Here is a 17120-nt window from a genome sequence, read left to right on the forward strand (position 1 = left end):
GTAGCGCACGGTGCGCGAGCGGAAGATCCAGATCAGGAGCACCGGGGTGACCAGGTAGTGCAGCGACGCGTACCAGAAGTCGGCCGGTACGCCGATCCAGGGCTCACGGGTGAAGAGGCGGTTGAGCGGGTGCTCCGCGTTGAGGAACAGCGCCTGTTCCAGCCGCAGGATCGCCAGGCCGTGGTCGACCGCGGTCGACACGTCGCCGCGCACCAGCAGGCGGCCCACGGAATACAGCGCGTACACCACCGCGATCAGTGGCAGCTCCGTCCACCAGCGGGGTCGATGACCGGTCGCGGGCGGCGCGGTGGCGTGCGGCATCCGGTAGCTCTCCCCATGTTCATGCGGCCGACGACGAACGTTCAACCGTACGGCGGCGCCGTGCCACCGCATCCCCCGGGGGTCCCCTTCCGGACGTCCCGTACGCAGCGGTCCCGCCGTGGTCCGATTCCGGGGCCGGGACTGCGCAGGGTGGGACGCCCCTCGGGGCCGGGAGGTTGCCTGGAGGGCCGGTACGGGATGATGGAAGAACCCAGCACCAGCGTTCCAGGGAGAGCCTTCATGGCACCGCGCATCCTGCTCGCCCGGCACGGCCAGACCCAGTGGTCGGTCCGGGGCAACCACACGGGCAGGACGGACATCCCGCTCCTGGACAGCGGGCGCGAGGGCGCGAAGCTGCTCGGTGAACGGCTGCACCGGGCGCCGTGGGCGGGGCTGCCCGGCGTCGAGGTCCGCACCAGCCCGCTCGTCCGGGCCGCCGAGACCTGCGAGCTCGCCGGGTTCGGGGAGCGGGCGGAGCGGTGGGACGCGCTGATGGAATGGGACTACGGGGCGTACGAGGGGCTGACCCCGGCCGAGATCAAGGCGGACCGGCCCGACTGGCTGATCTGGCGCGACGGGGTGCCGGGCGGGGAGTCCGTCGCCGATGTCACCGCCCGTGCGGACGAGATCGTCGCCTGGGCGCGGTCGGCCGACCGCGACGTGCTGGTCTTCGCCCACGGCCACATGCTCCGCTCCATAGGCGCCCGCTGGCTGGGCCTGCCGCTGGACTTCGCCGCCCGGATACGCCTGAACCCGACCTCACTGTCGATACTGGGCTGGGCCTACGGGGAACCGGCGATCGAGAGCTGGAACGACGTGGGTCACCTGGCGGGATAGCCGGGGCGCCACACCCGCCCGGGCAACCCCGCCCGCACCGCCTACACCCTCCCCGTTCTAGGCACAGAGGCGTGCCGGTCCAGGAACTCGCAGACGCCGGACGCCCGCCGGTGCGGCAGCAGCACCCGCGCCGTCCCCGCCAGCATGCTCTGGATGCGCGAGGACTGGACCTGGTCCAGCAACGACAGCACCTTCAGGCCCGCGGCAGCCGCCTCGTCGGGACGACCCTCCCGGGCCAGGTCGTCGGCGAGTTCCGCGGTGTAGAGCGCGATGTTCCGCGTGAAATGAGGGTCCTGCAGCTGAGCGGCGCGATACGCGTGCCGTGACGCGCGCCGCCAGTCGCCCAGCGTGGACCAGCACTGCGCCTCGAGCCCCTCCAGCTCGGCCTCGCCGTAGAAGCTCATCCACTCGGGGTCGGCGTCCGAGCGGCCCCGCGCGAAGAGGGCCTGCGCCCGGACAAGTGCCTGTTCACAGCCGGTGCGGTCGGCAAGCCCCGCCCAGCCGCCGGCTTCCCGCAGCGCCAGCAGGGACATCAGGCGCGCCGATCCCAGCGGAGCGGCTGCCCGCTGGGCGGCCTGCGCGGCGCGGACCGCCTCGCGTGGCCGGCCGGCGTCCCGCGCCAGGAACGCGGTGTTGCAGAAGGCGTGCGCCTCCAGCGCCGGGTCCCCGGTCATCCGGGACGTGGCCAGCGCCTCCGCGTAGTGCGAGCGGGCGTCGTCGAAGCGGCCGGAGTCGTGCGCCAGCCAGCCCACGGAGATGGCGAGTTCACCGGCGCCCGAGTGCAGCCGGTCGGCGGTGGTCTGCCGGGTCGCGCCGGCGTCCAGCAGTGCGTAGGCCGCGCGCAGCGGAGCCGCCGCGCGCCGGTAGAGACCGTCCGCGCCGTGCCGGTCGTCGAGCAGCCGGATACGGCGGACCGCCTCCTCCAGGGCGGCCGCCTCGGGGGTTCCGGGGCGGCGTGCGGGCCGGCCCGCGGCCGCGGCGTCCGTGGTGAGCCCCAGCGGGCCCAGCGTGGCGGCGGCCATCGTGGCGCCTCCGCCGGTCATGAATGCGCGACGCAGCACGTCGCTCTCCTCGTGGTTCAGATGGTCTTTCGCGTACGGCTCGTGCGGGCCGTACGGGTCCTGCGTGTCATACGGTTCGACCGCGGCCGACATCTCACCGGGCCCCTGACCCGCACCCGTGATGAGCGTCTCGGGCCCGTCCGCCGTCGGCCGGGCCGCGCGCCCGCGGACGGACGAGCGGGGCGCGAAGCCGAGGTCGGTGAGCGTGCGGCCGGGGAACATGTGCAGGAACACCCGTTCGTACGCGTAGTTGGGGCAGCGGATCTCGCCCGCCTCGACCCTGCCGACGTACCGCGCGTCACAGCTCACTCGCTCACCGATCTCGCGCGCGGCACGGCGTACCAGTGCCGCGAACTCGGCGGGTGAACGACTGCCGCGCAGATGCCGGAAGGCGAGGTTCGGCCGGGGTGGCCGTTCGGGCTGTGACGCGGTCTCGGTTGACGACGCCATGGCCGGGTCCTCTCGTGCGAACCGTCGAACCATGCCGGATCCGGGACGGATTCGGGACGAGTTGTCCGAGTGACGCCCTGGTTCCGGCGGGCATGAACGTACCTGCTGTGAACGACCCGCCACGCAGTGTTTGGCTACAAACCGGATATCTCATCCACGATCTGCCATGAAGTGCCATCCTTTGCGGCGCACTTGTGCCGTAGCCGTTGACGCGCCCCGCGCGTTGGACCCCATGGACCGCAACAGGGCTGTGTGGTGGAGGCCGGCATGGAGACCAGCCAGAGCAACGAACCTTGTACGTCGCCGTCGTCGACCGTGGAGACCGCGGCGGGCGCGGCGGCCTGCGACCTCGTGACGGTACCGGCCCGGCAGGGCTTCGAGGCGGTCGACATCCTGCGGCGAGGCTCCGGTGACGCGATGGGACCCGTGCTGCACGACGGCGGCTGCGCCACCCTCGGCTTCCTGGTTCCGGCCGGCACGGCGGCCTGCTGGGACGTGCCGGGCAGCACCTGCACTCAGACGGACGGGCGCGGGCTCAGACTCGACCCGGAGCCGCCGGTGGAGGGCTCCGACTGGCTGCTGCCGCCCGGCGAGGCCGACCTCGCCACCGACCCGGTGGTGCTGCGCCGGGCCCTCGGCGAGGCGGCCCGGATGATCGAGGCGGCGGACAGCTGCCGGTGAGGCGCCCGCCCGGGCCGGCTGCGAAAATGGTCCGATGGGCAGGTCCAGGAACACACGGCAGGCACGGGACGCACGGCGCAGGCCGGCGGCCGTCGAAGCCGTCGTCGAGCCGGTCGACGGCGGGCTCGCACAGCTCGTCCCCGACCCCGACCGCAGCCGGGCCTGGACGCTGCTGATCGACGGAGCGCCCCAGTCGCACGTCGACCTGGACGACCCCGCATACCTCGTCTTCGAGTACCAGCGCCGCCTGGGCCACGTCATCGACCTTCTCGCCCCGCCCGGCAGGCCCGTGCACGCCGTGCACCTCGGCGGTGGCGCGTTCACCCTGGCCCGGTACACGGCGGCCACCCGCCCCCGCTCCACCCAGCAGGTCGTCGAGCGCGACGCGGCCCTGGTCCAACTGGTCCGCCGGCAGCTTCCCCTGGACCCGAACGCCCGGATCCGGGTCCGGGCGGTGGATGCCCGCGCGGGTCTCGCCAAGGTGCCGGACGGCTGGGCGGACCTGGTCATCGCGGACGTGTTCAGCGGCGCCCGTACGCCCGCCCACCTCACCTCCGCCGAGTTCCTCGACGAGGTCCGCCGGGCCCTGACGCCGTCCGGGGTCTACGCCGCCAACCTCGCCGACGGGCCGCCGCTCGCCCATCTGCGCGGCCAGGTCGCCACCGCCGCCGCCCGGTTCACCGACCTCGCACTGATCGCCGACGCGGCCGTACTGCGCGGCAAGCGCTTCGGCAACGCCGTCCTGGTGGCCTCCGACGCCCCGCTCCCGCTCGCCGAGCTCACCCGCCGCGCCGCCTCCGACCCGCACCCGGCCCGGGTCGAACACGGCAGGTCCTTGACGGACTTCACGGGCGGCGCGACTCCCGTGACGGACGAGGCAGCCGTGGCGTCCCCGGCTCCGCCGCCCTCGGTGTTCCGGTGAGGGGTCAGTAGGTCCCGACCTCGACATGGGGCGGACCGTCGTGCCACGTGCAGAACACCGACACCCGGCCCGTGCCCCTGCTGAACTCCACACGGATCCACGTCTCGGTCTTCCACACCTGCATCGACCAGCCGGATCCCGGTGTCGCCGAGACGAGGGTGGCGCTGGACGTGCCCAGCTCGAACACGGCCCGGCCGCCGTCGGTGTCGTACGACTTGACCTGGCCGGACGCCGAGGCGGACGCCGTGGGGGAGGGGCTGCCCGGGGACCGTGTGGGGGTCCGGGCCGGGGGCGCCGGGCTGGGCGACCGCCGTTTCGGCGAGGCCGGCCGCCGGCTCGGTGCGGGCAGGGTCGCGGAGCCCTGGGCCGTCGCGCCGGCGTCCGTGACCGGCAGGGCGCGCGGCGGGTCGTACGCCGTCTGGACCATCACCGTGTGCACACCCCACCACGACAGCGTGACCGCCGCTCCCGTCGCGAGCAGCCACGCCAGTACGTGTACGAGTCCTCTGCGCATCGCGGGCCATACTGCCCCAGGGGCAGCGCGGTGCGCACATCATCCGAGTTATCCACAGGCGCCCGCCCGGTGTGGTCCGCATGGCGTACGGTGCGGCGCATGGCAAGTGTGCTCGTGGTCGAGGACGACCAGTTCGTACGCTCGGCGCTCATCCGGCATCTGACCGACGCCGCGCACACCGTGCGCAGCGTCGGTACGGCTCTGGAGGCGCTGCGCGAGGTCGCCCACTTCCGCTTCGACGTGGTCATCCTGGACCTCGGACTGCCGGACCTGGACGGCTCCGAGGCGCTGAAGATGCTCCGCGGCATCACCGACGTGCCCGTCATCATCGCCACCGCCCGGGACGACGAGACGGAGATCGTCAGGCTGCTGAACGCCGGCGCGGACGACTATCTGACCAAGCCGTTCTCCGTCGAGCACCTCTCCGCGCGGATCGCGGCCGTACTGCGCCGGACCCGCTCCGGCGGCGGGGAGGCCGCGCCCTCCTCCGTGCTGCGGGTCGGCGGCCTGACCGTCGACCCGCTGCGCCGCCAGGCCGAACTGGACGGAGTCCGGCTCGACCTCACCCGACGCGAGTTCGACCTGCTCGCCTTCCTCGCCGGCCGGCCCGGGGTCGTCGTGCCGCGCAAGGAACTCCTCGCCGAGGTCTGGCAGCAGTCCTACGGCGACGACCAGACCATCGATGTCCATCTGTCCTGGCTGCGCCGGAAATTGGGGGAGACGGCCGCCCAACCCCGCTATCTGCACACGCTCAGGGGTGTCGGCGTGAAGCTCGAACCGCCCGCCGACCGGGGCGACAGGGAGCCGGTGCGATGAGATGGGCCCTGGTCAAGGTCTGCCTGGCGGTCACCACGATGGTCGTGGTCGCCTTCGCGGTCCCCCTCGGCCTGGTCGTCAAGGAGATGGCCCGCGACCGTGCCTTCTCCAACGCCGAGCGGGAAGCCGCGGCGGTGGCGCCCGCGCTGTCCATCACCACCGACCGGGACAAACTGGAGCGCGTCGTGGCCTCCGCCGGTGCCGACTCGGGGATGGCCGTGCATCTGGCCGCCGCCGACGGCCGCCCGGCGATCGACATCGGCAGACAGCGCGCCGCCGACCGTGACATCCAGGCGGTGCGGAAACAGGGCCGGGCCTCCACGGCCTCCGTCTCCGGCGGCTCCACCCTGCTCCAGCCGGTCGCGCTCGGCTCCGGAGCCATCGCGGTCGTCGAGGTCTACGTCCCCGAGTCCGAGGTGACCAACGGCGTCGGCACGGCCTGGGCGGTGCTCGCCGCCGTCGGCCTCGCGCTGATCGTCGGCTCGGTCGCGGTCGCCGACCGGCTCGGGGTGCGCATGGTGCGGCCCGCCCAGCGACTGGTGCGCGGCGCGCACGAACTGGGTGAGGGCAGACTGGGCGCCCGGGTGCCGGAGGACGGCCCGACAGAACTGCGCCTCGCGGCCGTGGCGTTCAACTCCATGGCCGACCAGGTCGTCCAGCTCCTGGCGAACGAACGGGAGCTGGCGGCGGACCTCTCCCACCGCCTGCGCACACCGCTCACCGTGCTGCGGCTCAACGCGGCCTCACTGGGCGCCGGACCGGCCGCCGAGCAGACCCGGGCCGCCGTCGCCCAGCTGGAGCGCGAGGTCGACACCATCATCCGCACGGCCCGGGAGGCCAAGCCGCAGACGGTCGCGGCCGGGCCCGGAGCCGGCTGCGACGCGGCCGAAGTGGTGCGCGAGCGCATGGAGTTCTGGTCCGCGCTCGCCGAGGACGAGGGCCGCAAGTGGCGGGTGGCGGGCGTCGAGCGGCCGGTGCGCATACCCGTGGCCCGCGCCGACCTGGCCGCGGCCCTCGACGCCCTGCTCGGCAATGTCTTCCGGCACACCGCCGAGGGCACCGCCTTCGCGGTCGACGTGCACAACGGCGAGGACGCGGTGATCGTGCTGGTCTCCGACGCGGGCCCCGGCATATCCGACCCGGACGCCGCGATGGCCCGTGGCCGCGGCTCCGGGAACACCGGCTCGACCGGCCTCGGCCTCGACATCGTGCGCCGGCTCGCCGAGTCCACCGGCGGGGACGTCCGTATCGGTTCCTCGGTCCTCGGCGGCACCGAGGTGCGGCTCTGGTTCCAGTCGGCCGGGCGCAAACCGGTGGCGCGGGGGCGGGCGCGAAGGCGCCGATCGGGCAAACCGGTCCCCACTGGTCTCGACCATTAATCGTCCCCGATCCCTTCCTTAAGCGAACCCTAAGGTCTTCAACGGCCGTCCCGATCAAGCCATTTGTCCGATTCCGGATCGCTAGCGTGCTGCCGCACCTCACCCCCGTGAACAGCGAAGGCAGGCACGCGCATGAGCACGCACCGGCGCAGGATCAGTGGCAGGAACAAGGCGATAGGCGGTCTCGTGGCCGCGGCCGTCGTCGGGGGCGGCGCGGTCCTGCTCACCGGCACCGCCAACGCGGCCGGCGTGAACGCCGCGTACACCAGGACGAGTGACTGGTCCACCGGCTACACCGCGCAGTACGTCGTCACCAACAACAGCGCACAGCAGGAGAAGACCTGGACGCTCGAGTTCGACCTCCCGGCGGGCGCCCGGCTCGGCTCCCTGTGGAACGGCGAGTCGAGCGTCAGCGGTTCGCACGTGACCGTGAAGCCGGCGAAATGGGACACCGAGGGCCTCGCCCCCGGCAAGTCGGTGACCGTCGGCTTCGTCGTCGACGGCAGCGGCGCCCCGACGGGCTGTCGTATCGACCAAGCCCAGTGCTCCGCCGACGGCGGCGCCACCCCTGAGCCGAGCGGCCGCCCCACCGCGACCCGGTCCCCGGCTCCGACCGGCGAGCCCAGCAGGAGCGCCACCCCCACCCCGACCAGGAGCGCCACTCCGACCCCGACCGCCACCCGGACGACCGGCAGTGGCAGCGGCACCGGCAACGGCACGACCGCCTCCGCCGGCTTCGCCCCGTACGTCGACACCTCCCTCTACCCGGCCTTCGACCTGCTCGGCGCGGCGGACGCGACCGGCGTGAAGAACTACAACCTGGCCTTCATCACCGACGGCGGCGGCTGCACCCCCAAGTGGGGCGGCGTGACCGACCTGACCGGTGACGGCGTCGCCGCGCAGATCGGCTCGCTGCGCGCCAAGGGCGGTGACGTCCGGGTCTCCTTCGGCGGCGCCTCCGGTTCCGAACTGGCCACGACCTGCTCCTCGGCCGACGCGCTGGCGGCGGCGTACGGCAAGGCGGTCGACGCGTTCAAGCTCACCAAGGTCGACTTCGACGTCGAGGGCGGCGCGCTGCCCAACACGGCGGCGAACACCCTGCGGGCCAAGGCGATAGCCAAGCTCCAGGCCCAGCACCCGGACCTGGACGTCTCCTTCACCCTCCCGGTGCTGCCGCAGGGCCTCACCCAGGACGGCGTGAACCTCCTGTCCGACGCCAAGTCCAACGGCGTGAGGATCGGCGCCGTGAACATCATGGCGATGGACTACGGCCCCTCGTTCAGCGGGGACATGGGTGACCTGGCCGAACAGGCCGCCACGGCCACCCAGGCGCAGGTCAAGAGCGTCCTGGGGCTCTCCGACTCCGCCGCCTGGAAGGCGGTCGCGGTCACCCCGATGATCGGCGTCAACGACGTCTCCTCCGAGGTCTTCAAGGTGGACGACGCCACCCAGCTGGTGAACTTCGCCAAGTCCAAGGGCCTCGGCGGTCTGTCCATGTGGTCAGCCACCCGGGACAAGCAGTGCGCCGGCGGCCCCAAGCCCACCGCCGACGCCACCTGCAGCTCGATCGCCCAGGACGCGTACGCGTTCTCGAAGGCGTTCGCCGCCTTCCACTGACCCGCTCCCTCCCCGAGGGGCGCGGCACGACGGTGGGGTGCCGCGCCCCCGGTAGCATCGGTGCATCCGGTGCACGAGGGGGCGCAGTGATCGAACTGTCCGACATGATCCGCGAGTTGAGGCAACAGCTCACGTCGGCCCTGACCGACGGGGACGGGCAGCTCGTACGGTTCGAGCTGGGGCCGGTCGAGATCGAGGCCACCGTCGCCGTCACGCGTGAGGCGGGCGCGGACGCCAAGGTGCGGCTCTGGGTCGTCGACGCGGGCGCGAACGGCAAGTATTCCCACGCCCAGACACAGCGGATCAAGGTCACTCTGACCCCGAAGGCCGTCCCGGATGACGGCAGCCCGGTCCGTCCGATCCTGATCGCGGGCGGCGAGGCTGAGGGCGAACGCTGACCCGGGGACTGCGGCCGGCGCAGGCCGCGCGGGGTGCGGCCCTCGCCCCCCGGCGCGGCCGCACCTCTCTCCGGCGGCTCAGACCTCTGCCTCCACCCCAGGCAACACCCCCGTCCGCGCCGCCTCCCCGTACCACCGCGCGCTCGACTTCGGTGTCCGTTCCAGCGTGGCGTAGTCCACGTACACCGCGCCGAAGCGCTTGCCGTACCCGTACGCCCACTCGAAGTTGTCCATCAGGGACCACAGGTAGTAGCCGCGGACGTCCGCGCCGTCGCCGATGGCGCGGCGGACCTCCGAGAGATGGCCGTGCAGGTAGGCGATGCGCTCCGGGTCGTGCACACGGCCGTCCGGCTCGGGCTTGTCGTCGTAGGCGGCCCCGTTCTCCGTGACGTACAGGGGCAGGCCGGGGGCCTCCCTGGCGTACCGCGTGATCAGCTCGTACAGGCCCGTCGGATCGATCGTCCAGCCCATCTCCGTGCGCTCGCCCGGCGTCTGGTGGAACCGCACGTCGTCGGCGCCCGGCCAGGGGGAGTGGTCGCTCGCGCCGTGGCCGTCCGCCCGCGCGCCCGGGCGGGCCCCGCCGGGCGCGGCCGACACCAGGGCCGGGGTGTAGTAGTTCAGGCCCAGCGCGTCCAGCGGGACGTTGATCGTGCGGGTGTCGCCGTCGAGGACGTACGACCAGTCCGTGACCGGGGCCGTGTCCGCCAGCAGCGACTCGGGGTACGCGCCGTGCAGCATCGGACCGTGGAAGACGCCGTTGGCGAGGTCGTCGATCCGGCGGGCCGCCCGGAGGTCGGCGGGGTCCTGGGAGAGCGGCCGTACCACGGACGAGTTGAGGCTGATCGCGATCTCGTTCCGGGCCGGCATCACCGAGCGCAGGGCCGAGGCCCCCAGGCCGTGCGCCAGGTTGAGGTGGTGGGCGGCGCGCAGGGAGGCCGCCGGGTCGGTGCGGCCGGGGGCGTGGACGCCTGAGCCGTAGCCCAGGAAGGCGCTGCACCAGGGCTCGTTGAGGGTGATCCACTGCTCCACCCGGTCGCCCAGCGCCTCGCCGACCAGTCCGGCGTACTCGGCGAAGCGGAAGGCGGTGTCCCGCTGCGGCCAGCCGCCCGCGTCCTCCAGCTCCTGCGGCAGGTCCCAGTGGTAGAGGGTGAGCGCCGGTTTGATGCCGTGGGCGAGGAGCTCGTCCACCAGACGGCGGTAGAAGTCCAGTCCGCGCTGGACCGCGGGACCCCGGCCCGTGGGCTGCACCCGGGACCAGGAGACCGAGAAGCGGTAGGCGTTCAGGCCCAGCTCCGCCATCAGCGCCACGTCGTCGCGGTAGCGGTGGTAGTGGTCGACGGCGATGTCACCGGTCTCACCGCCGGCCGTCCTTCCCGGCGTATGGCTGAAGGTGTCCCAGATCGAGGGGGTGCGGCCGTCCTCCCGCACCGCGCCCTCGATCTGGTACGCCGAGGTCGCGGCGCCCCAGAGGAAGGCGCGGGGAAAGGTCACGGGGGTAACGGGTTCAGGCATGGAAGCGCTCCCATCGAGGGTCGTGGCAGACCCGGCGTAGTGGGGGAGGGGGAAGGGGCCGGGGCGGCGGTGGCCCGGCCCCTGGGAGGAGAAAATCAGCCCTTGATCGCGCCCTGCATGATCCCGCCCACGATCTGCTTGCCGAACAGGACGAACGCGATCAGCAGCGGCAGGGTGCCCAGCAGGGCGCCCGCCATGATCACCGCCTGGTCCGGGACATAGCCGGTGCCGAGCGAGTTCAGGGCCACCTGCACGGTCGGGTTCTGCTGGTTCAGGGCGATGATCGGCCACAGGAAGTCGTTCCAGGCGAACACGAACGTCAGCAGGCCGAGCACCGCCATGGCCGGACGGGCGGCGGGGAAGACCACGTGCCAGACGATCCGCAGACTGCTCGCGCCGTCCACCCGGGCCGCCTCGATCAGCTCCGTCGGCAGTGCCTGCACCAGGTACTGCCGCATGAAGAACGTACCGAAGGCGGTGACGAGACTCGGCAGGATCACCGTCTGCAACTGGTTCGACCAGCCGAGGTCCGACATCCACAGGTACAGCGGTACGACCGCCAGCTGCGGCGGGATCATCATCGTGCCGATGGTCAGCAGCAACAGCAGACCGGAGAAGCGGAACCGCAGCTTGGCGAAGGCGAAGCCGGCCAGCGTGGAGAACAGCACCGTGCTCACGGTGATCGTGCCCGCCACGATCACCGAGTTGAACATCGCGGTGCCGAGGCCCGCCTGGTCCCAGGCCGTCTGGAGGTTCCTGAACAGGTTGCCGCCGAACCACAGCGGCGGCGGGGTCTCGTCGAGGCGGTGGGAGGTGCGCGAGGCGGCGATCGCCGTCCACACCAGCGGGGCGAGGGAGACCAGCGCGAAGACCGTGAGTACGACGTACGTCACCGGGCCCGCGTGCAGCTGCTTGCCCGCGCCCGTCCGGCCCCGGCGCCGGACCGCCTTCCGGGGCGGTGCCAGTTCACTCGTCGTCATTGGGACTTCCTCAGCCGTCGGGTGAGCAGCAGGTTGATCGCGGCGATGACCAGCAGGATCAGGAACATCGACCAGGCGATCGCGGACGCCTTGCCGAGGTTGCCGATGATCCAGCCCTGGTCGTACATGTACAGGCCGAGCGTCTGGTACTGGTGCTCGGAACCGCCCTTGGACCCGCTCACCCCGCCGAACAGCAGCGGTTCGCCGAACAGCTGGGTCGCGCCGATGGTCGAGACGACGACCGTGAAGAGGATCGTCGGGCGCAGCTGCGGGACCGTCACGTGCCGGAACTGCTGCCAGCGGTTCGCGCCGTCGATCGCCGCCGACTCGTACAGATCGGTCGGGATCGCCTGCATGGCGGCCAGATAGATCAGCGCGTTGTAACCCGTCCACCGCCAGATCACGATCGAGGAGACCGCGAACTGCGAACCCCAGTCGGACTCACGCCAGTTGACGGGATCCACCCCGAAGAAGTGCAGGATCCAGTTGACCATGCCGCCGTCCCACGAGTACAGCAGCGTGAACACCAGGGTCGCCGCGGCCACCGAGGTGGCGTACGGGGTCAGCATCACCACGCGCCACACGGTCGAGCCGCGCAGCCGGTAGTTCAGCAGGTGGGCGAGGCCGATCGCCGCGAGCAGCTGCGGCACGGTCGAGATCAGACCGATGGTCAGGGTGTTCGTCAGGGCGTTCCAGAAGAACTCCGACGACCACAGGTTCCGGTAGTTGTCCAGGCCCGCCCAGCTCTGGTGGTCCAGCGCGGACAGCTGCACGTGGTGCAGCGAGTACCAGGCCGTGTAGAGCAGCGGGACCAGCGTGAACGCCGCGAACAGCACGAAGAACGGGGACACGAACGCGTACGGCGACGCCTTCATGTCCCAGCGGTACAGCCGGCTGCGCCAGGAGTCGGTGCCCGCCGGCGCACCGCGACCGTGAGCGCCCCGGGCCGCGCCCGGCGGGGTGCCGGGCGCGGCCTCGGCGCTCGACGCGGGGTGCGCGAGAGCCTGCTTCGGGTCGGTCACTGGCCGAGCACGTCCTTGATCTCGTTCGTCGCGGCGTCCCAGCCCTGCGCGGGCGTCTTGCCCTTCTGCTCGACCTGGAGGATGCCGACGTCGCTGATCGCGTTGTCGATCGGCTTGTCCTTGGGGCCGAGGGGCTGCGAGGGGATGGTCTTCGCCGAGTCGGAGAAGATCTGGGTGAGCGGGGCGCCCGAGAAGTACGCCGTGGTGTCGGACTGCGGCTTCAGGCCCGCGTACACCGACGGGGTCGACGGGAAGCTGGCCTGCTTGGCGAAGACCTTCGCCTGCTGCTCGGGAGCGGTCAGCCACTTCGCCAGCGCGACGGCCTCCTTCTGGTGCTTGGTCGCGGTCGGCACGCCGAGGAAGGAGCCGCCCCAGTTGGACGCGGCCGGCGCCGCCGCCACGTCCCACCTGCCCTTGCCGGAGTCACCGGACTTCTGCTCGATGTAGCCGATCATCCAGGCCGGGCAGGCGACGGAGGCGAAGGTGCCGTTGGCGAAGCCCTGGTCCCACGTGGGGTCGAACTGCTTCAGCTTCGCCGACATGTCGCTGGTGGCCACGCTCATGGCGACGTCCCAGGCCTTCTTCACACCCTCGGACCTGTCCCAGACGGGATTGCCGTCCTTGTCGTAGTACCGCTCGCTCGCGCCGCCGACCGCCGCGTTGTAGACGGAGGAGGCCGAGTCCACGAACTTGGTGCCCTTGGGCGCCTTCTTCATGTACTGCTTGCCGACGTCGACGTACTTGCCCCAGTCGCCCTTCCACATCTCGGCGAGCCTGGTCCGGTCGGTCGGCAGCCCGGCCTTCTGGAACAGGTCCTTGCGGTAGCAGATGGCCATCGGCCCGATGTCGGTCCCGAGCCCGATGAGCTTGCCGTCCTTGGTGGTGGCCTGGGCGTTCTTCCAGTCCAGCCACTGCGACTTGTCGACCTCCTTGCCGAGGTCCACGAACTTGTCGGCCTGGGTCTGCACGGCTTCCGTGATGTTGCCGATCTCGATGGCCTCGATGTCGTCCGTGCCGGATCCGGCCTGCAGACGGGTGAGCACCTTCGGCCAGTACACGTCGGTACGAGTGGTGACGTTCTCCTTGATGCTGATGTCCGGATGCAGCTTCATGTACTCGTCGTAGAGGCCGGCCTGCTTGTAGCCGAAGACGCCGAAGGTGCCGATGGTCAGCGTGGTCTTGCCCTTGCCACTGCCGTTTCCGCCGCCGGAGCCGTCCGACGAGCTGTCGTCAGAGTCCTTGGCGCAGCCGGCCAGCAGACCCGTGGTCAGCGCGGCCACGGCCGCGAGGGCCATCAGCCGCTGGGACCGGCGGATGCTCGTGCGCATTGCGTCCTCCTGTTGCCTGACGTGCCGACCCCCCGGCCAACTGCATGGAATCGGGCCCGTTCGTAGTCGCTGCGGCTCGGGCGGGGAACGTGCGGGTTGTGTAGGTGTCAGGTACCGTGGGAGCGCTCCCACCAGTGATGTGTTGAAGAGTCGTCGGTCGGGGGCGGGGTGTCAAGGGAGCGGACAGCGCAACTGCGTTCAGTTATCCGAGCGTTAGCTGCCTGAGCCGGGGGGCGCCCGGTCCAGCCCGTCCGGCGTGTGCGGACGGGGCCTGAGTCCGGCGCGCGGAGGGTCCGTGGGCGCCGCCCGCGGGGACGGCGACCACGGCAAACGGTGCTGTTAGATTCCAGGCCAGCACCAGGAGTCGGTCGAGAGAGGCGGAGCCCATGGCAAGCCACGGAGCGCGGGGCCGAAGCGGGGGCCGGCCCACGCTCGAGGAGGTCGCCGCCCGGGCCGGGGTCGGCCGGGGCACGGTCTCGCGGGTGATCAACGGCTCGCCCCGGGTCAGCGACGCCACCCGCGCCGCGGTCGAGGCGGCCGTGGCCGAACTGGGTTACGTGCCGAACACGGCGGCCCGCGCCCTGGCCGCCAACCGCACCGACGCCATCGCGCTGGTCGTCCCCGAGCCGGAGACCCGCTTCTTCGCCGAGCCGTACTTCTCGGACATGCTGCGCGGCGTCGGCTCGGAACTCTCCGACACCGAGATGCAGTTGCTGCTGATCTTCGCGGGCAGCGACCGGGAACGGCAGCGCCTGGCCCAGTACCTGGCGGCCCACCGGGTCGACGGCGTGCTCCTCGTCTCCGTCCACGCCGACGACCCCCTGCCCGACCTGCTGGCCCAGCTGGAGATCCCGGCCGTGATCAGCGGTCCCCGCTCGGCCGGCGAGACGCTCACCTCCGTGGACTCCGACAACTACGGCGGTGCCCGCTCGGCCGTGGAGCACCTGCTCTCCCGCGGCCGCACCCGCATCGCCCACATCACCGGCCGCCTGGACGTCTACGGTGCCCAGCGCCGCGTCGACGGCTACCGCGACGCCCTGCGCGACGCGGGCCGGAAGCCGGACGAACTCCTCGTCGAACCGGGCGACTTCACGGAGGAGGGCGGCCGCCACGCCATGACCGTGCTGCTGGAGCGGGACCCGGACCTGGACGCGGTCTTCGCCGGCTCGGACGTGATGGCGGCCGGCGCCCGGCAGGCGCTGCGCGGGGCGGGCCGCCGTATCCCGGACGACGTGGCCCTCGTCGGCTACGACGACTCCGCCATCGCCCGCCACATGGACCCGCCCCTCACCAGCGTCCGCCAGCCCATCGAGGAGATGGGCCGCGCGATGATCGACCTGCTCCTCACGGAGATCGCCGACCGCCGCCCGCCGGTGTCCCGGGGGCTGGAGCGCCGGCATGCGGTGCTGCCGACCGAGCTGGTGGTGCGGGCGTCGTCGTGACACCGGTCGCCTCCGCGTGGTGTGGATCGCGTTCCGTGCAAGGCCGGTCATCCGTGCGCCGGGCCGGGGTCAGCGTCCGCGGGTCCGGTCCAGCGCCTGCTCGGCCTGTGCGGCCAGGGTGGTGACCAGGCCGGCGGCGGAGGGCAGGTCGTCGATGAGGTCGACGCCTTCGCCGGCCCACCGCGGGAGCGCGGGGACGGCACCGCCCGCGACGGCTTCCCGGTACGACCGTCCGGCCTCGGGGTCGTCCGCGAGTTCCGCCTCCCGGCCCCGCCAGCGGTCGAGGAAGGGGTGCGGGAGGGTACGGGCGGTGTACCTGGCCGGCCAGCGCGAGCCGCGGGCGATGTCCAGCACCCGGTTGCGCTCGGTGTCCTCGCTTCGCCCCGCGATGATGGCCCGGCTGGTCGCGGGGTCGACCAGGGCCTCGGCCGTGGCCTGGAAGCGGGTGCCGAGCAGCGCCCCCGCGGCACCCAGGACCAGGGCGGCCGCCACACCGCGGCCGTCGGCGATCCCCCCGGCCGCGAGCACCGGCACGGGCGCCGCCAGGTCCACCACGACGGGCACGAACGGCAGCGTCGACCGCCCGTGCCGTGCGCCGTGCCCGCCGGCCTCCGTGCCCTGCGCCACGATCACGTCGGCGCCCAGGTCCACCGCCCTGCGGGCCTCCTCCAGACCGGTCACCTGAAGGATCAGCGCCGTACCGGCGTCGCGGATGCGCTCCACGAACGGACCGGGGTCACCGAAGGACAGCATCACGGCCGCCGGACCGTGCTCCAGCGTCCACTCCACCGCACCGACGTCGGTGGCCCACGCCTGGAAGCCGACACCCCAGGGCCTTCCGGCGCCCTCGGCGGCCACTCGGGGCAGTTCGCGGGCCAGCCAGTCCCGGTCGCCGTTCCCGCTGCCCAGCAGCCCGAGCCCGCCACCGCGCGAGACCGCCGCGGTCAGTGCCCCGCCGGCCGAACCGCCCATCGGGGCCAGGGCGATCGGGTGCTCGACCCCGAACAGCCGCGTGAACGCCGTCGACAACGCCATGAGGCAGTCCCCTTCCGGAGCTGAGAGGTCCGTCAGGGTCTACCCGGAGGCGGCGGAGCGCCACACCGGGGAGACCATGTGCCGTTCAACTCCCGCCCCGGAAAAGGTGAGAGGCACCGTCAGCGCCCCTCCGCACCGCGCACCGCCTCCCACCCCCGCTCCAGCAGGTCGAAGGCCGCGTTGACGGCGCTCAGGCGGTCGGCGGACGGGGTGGTGAGGGTCCGGGCCTCCAGGGTGAGGTGGGCCAGGGCGGCGCAGGCGGGGTCGTCGGCGGGGGCGCCCGTGTCGGCGGCGATCGCGTCGGCCAGGGCGCGTTCGTGCCGCATCCACATGCGCCGGTGGTACTCCACGAGCGCGGGGGTGCTGCTGACCAGCCGCTGGAACACGGCGATCTGCTCGTCGTACTCGGACTTGAATGCCCGGGCCCGCAGCATGTGCTCGCGCAGGGCCTGGATGAGCGGTGTGCCGGGCGCCCGGTCGCGCACGGCGGCGACCAGCGCCTGTTCCACGTCCGTGTCCATGTCGAACAGCAGCGCTTCCTTGCTCGGGAAGTGCTTGAAGAGGGTCGTCGTGGAGACGTCCGCCGCCTCCGCGATGTCCTTGATGCTCACCGCGTCGAAGCCGTGCTCGAGAAACAGCTCCAGTGCCGCGTCCGCCAGCGCCCGGCGGGTCGCGGCCTTCTTGCGTTCGCGGCGGCCCATCGGCTCGGTCGTCTCCGTCATGGCCCGTAGCCTACCCCTTCGGTTGTCGCAGACAAAAAGTTGACTCATTGCACTTAGTGAGTCGGTGTGCTTTTCTGGGCCGC

The 17120-nt window shown here is 72.2% G+C and carries 17 protein-coding genes; 8 read left to right on the forward strand and 9 right to left on the reverse strand.

Annotated features, from left to right (window positions below):
* Positions 1-321: phosphatase PAP2 family protein (locus ACZ7HQ_RS00005; RefSeq protein ID WP_470982580.1), on the reverse strand; the 321-nt coding region annotated here is incomplete at its 3' end.
* A gap of 240 nt (positions 322-561) precedes the next feature.
* Between ACZ7HQ_RS00005 and ACZ7HQ_RS00010 the strand changes: the two genes are divergently transcribed.
* Positions 562-1158 carry a histidine phosphatase family protein gene (locus tag ACZ7HQ_RS00010; RefSeq protein ID WP_470982582.1) on the forward strand — a complete coding sequence of 199 codons (597 nt, stop codon included), beginning with the start codon at positions 562-564 and terminating at the stop codon, positions 1156-1158.
* A gap of 41 nt (positions 1159-1199) precedes the next feature.
* Here ACZ7HQ_RS00010 and ACZ7HQ_RS00015 read toward each other — a convergent pair whose 3' ends face one another.
* Positions 1200-2669 carry a hypothetical protein gene (locus ACZ7HQ_RS00015; RefSeq protein ID WP_470982583.1) on the reverse strand — a complete coding sequence of 490 codons (1470 nt, stop codon included), beginning with the start codon at positions 2667-2669 and terminating at the stop codon, positions 1200-1202.
* 267 nt (positions 2670-2936) lie between these two features.
* On the opposite strand from ACZ7HQ_RS00015, the gene ACZ7HQ_RS00020 reads away from it, so the two are divergent.
* Entirely contained in the window at positions 2937-3350 is a 414-nt protein-coding gene (locus tag ACZ7HQ_RS00020) for a hypothetical protein (RefSeq protein ID WP_470982586.1), read from the forward strand.
* A 34-nt stretch (positions 3351-3384) separates the two neighbouring features.
* Positions 3385-4272 (forward strand): spermidine synthase, encoded by an 888-nt coding sequence (locus tag ACZ7HQ_RS00025; protein ID WP_470982587.1) that lies wholly within the window; start codon positions 3385-3387, stop codon positions 4270-4272.
* 4 nt (positions 4273-4276) lie between these two features.
* Here ACZ7HQ_RS00025 and ACZ7HQ_RS00030 read toward each other — a convergent pair whose 3' ends face one another.
* A complete protein-coding gene (locus ACZ7HQ_RS00030) occupies positions 4277-4786 on the reverse strand; it encodes a hypothetical protein (RefSeq protein WP_470982589.1) in 510 nt (169 codons plus the stop codon).
* A gap of 99 nt (positions 4787-4885) precedes the next feature.
* Here ACZ7HQ_RS00030 and ACZ7HQ_RS00035 point away from each other — a divergent pair, with 99 nt between their 5' ends.
* From ACZ7HQ_RS00035 to ACZ7HQ_RS00050, 4 genes are all read left to right on the forward strand, one after another.
* Positions 4886-5602: a response regulator transcription factor gene (locus ACZ7HQ_RS00035; RefSeq protein WP_470982590.1), complete on the forward strand. Its 717-nt coding sequence runs from the start codon at positions 4886-4888 to the stop codon at positions 5600-5602.
* Positions 5599-6981, forward strand: coding sequence for a sensor histidine kinase (locus ACZ7HQ_RS00040; protein ID WP_470982592.1), 1383 nt, complete (start codon positions 5599-5601; stop codon positions 6979-6981). Before ACZ7HQ_RS00035 ends, ACZ7HQ_RS00040 begins: the two co-directional genes overlap by 4 nt.
* Before the next feature lie 132 nt (positions 6982-7113).
* The gene (locus ACZ7HQ_RS00045; RefSeq protein ID WP_470982593.1) at positions 7114-8598 is read left to right on the forward strand and encodes a glycoside hydrolase family 18 protein; all 1485 of its coding nucleotides are present in this window, start codon (positions 7114-7116) and stop codon (positions 8596-8598) included.
* 86 nt (positions 8599-8684) lie between these two features.
* Positions 8685-8996: a trypco2 family protein gene (locus ACZ7HQ_RS00050; RefSeq protein WP_470982595.1), complete on the forward strand. Its 312-nt coding sequence runs from the start codon at positions 8685-8687 to the stop codon at positions 8994-8996.
* A 78-nt stretch (positions 8997-9074) separates the two neighbouring features.
* Here the strand turns inward: ACZ7HQ_RS00050 and ACZ7HQ_RS00055 are convergent, their stop codons facing one another.
* The 4 genes from ACZ7HQ_RS00055 to ACZ7HQ_RS00070 all read right to left on the reverse strand — a co-directional run bounded on the left by ACZ7HQ_RS00055 (position 9075) and on the right by ACZ7HQ_RS00070 (position 13838).
* Positions 9075-10508 carry a GH1 family beta-glucosidase gene (locus ACZ7HQ_RS00055; protein ID WP_470982596.1) on the reverse strand — a complete coding sequence of 478 codons (1434 nt, stop codon included), beginning with the start codon at positions 10506-10508 and terminating at the stop codon, positions 9075-9077.
* A 95-nt stretch (positions 10509-10603) separates the two neighbouring features.
* Positions 10604-11488 carry a carbohydrate ABC transporter permease gene (locus ACZ7HQ_RS00060; protein ID WP_470982598.1) on the reverse strand — a complete coding sequence of 295 codons (885 nt, stop codon included), beginning with the start codon at positions 11486-11488 and terminating at the stop codon, positions 10604-10606.
* Entirely contained in the window at positions 11485-12510 is a 1026-nt protein-coding gene (locus ACZ7HQ_RS00065; protein ID WP_470982599.1) for a carbohydrate ABC transporter permease, read from the reverse strand. Before ACZ7HQ_RS00065 ends, ACZ7HQ_RS00060 begins: the two co-directional genes overlap by 4 nt.
* Positions 12507-13838 (reverse strand): ABC transporter substrate-binding protein, encoded by a 1332-nt coding sequence (locus tag ACZ7HQ_RS00070; RefSeq protein WP_470982600.1) that lies wholly within the window; start codon positions 13836-13838, stop codon positions 12507-12509. Before ACZ7HQ_RS00070 ends, ACZ7HQ_RS00065 begins: the two co-directional genes overlap by 4 nt.
* A gap of 386 nt (positions 13839-14224) precedes the next feature.
* Between ACZ7HQ_RS00070 and ACZ7HQ_RS00075 the strand changes: the two genes are divergently transcribed.
* Positions 14225-15280, forward strand: coding sequence for a LacI family DNA-binding transcriptional regulator (locus tag ACZ7HQ_RS00075; protein ID WP_470982603.1), 1056 nt, complete (start codon positions 14225-14227; stop codon positions 15278-15280).
* A gap of 69 nt (positions 15281-15349) precedes the next feature.
* On the opposite strand, the gene ACZ7HQ_RS00080 is transcribed toward ACZ7HQ_RS00075, so the two are convergent.
* Positions 15350-16315 carry an NAD(P)H-dependent flavin oxidoreductase gene (locus tag ACZ7HQ_RS00080; RefSeq protein WP_470982605.1) on the reverse strand — a complete coding sequence of 322 codons (966 nt, stop codon included), beginning with the start codon at positions 16313-16315 and terminating at the stop codon, positions 15350-15352.
* A gap of 119 nt (positions 16316-16434) precedes the next feature.
* The gene (locus tag ACZ7HQ_RS00085; protein WP_470982608.1) at positions 16435-17037 is read right to left on the reverse strand and encodes a TetR/AcrR family transcriptional regulator; all 603 of its coding nucleotides are present in this window, start codon (positions 17035-17037) and stop codon (positions 16435-16437) included.
* Positions 17038-17120 lie beyond the last annotated feature (83 nt).

Source organism: Streptomyces sp. NPDC037290 (genome assembly GCF_055603245.1).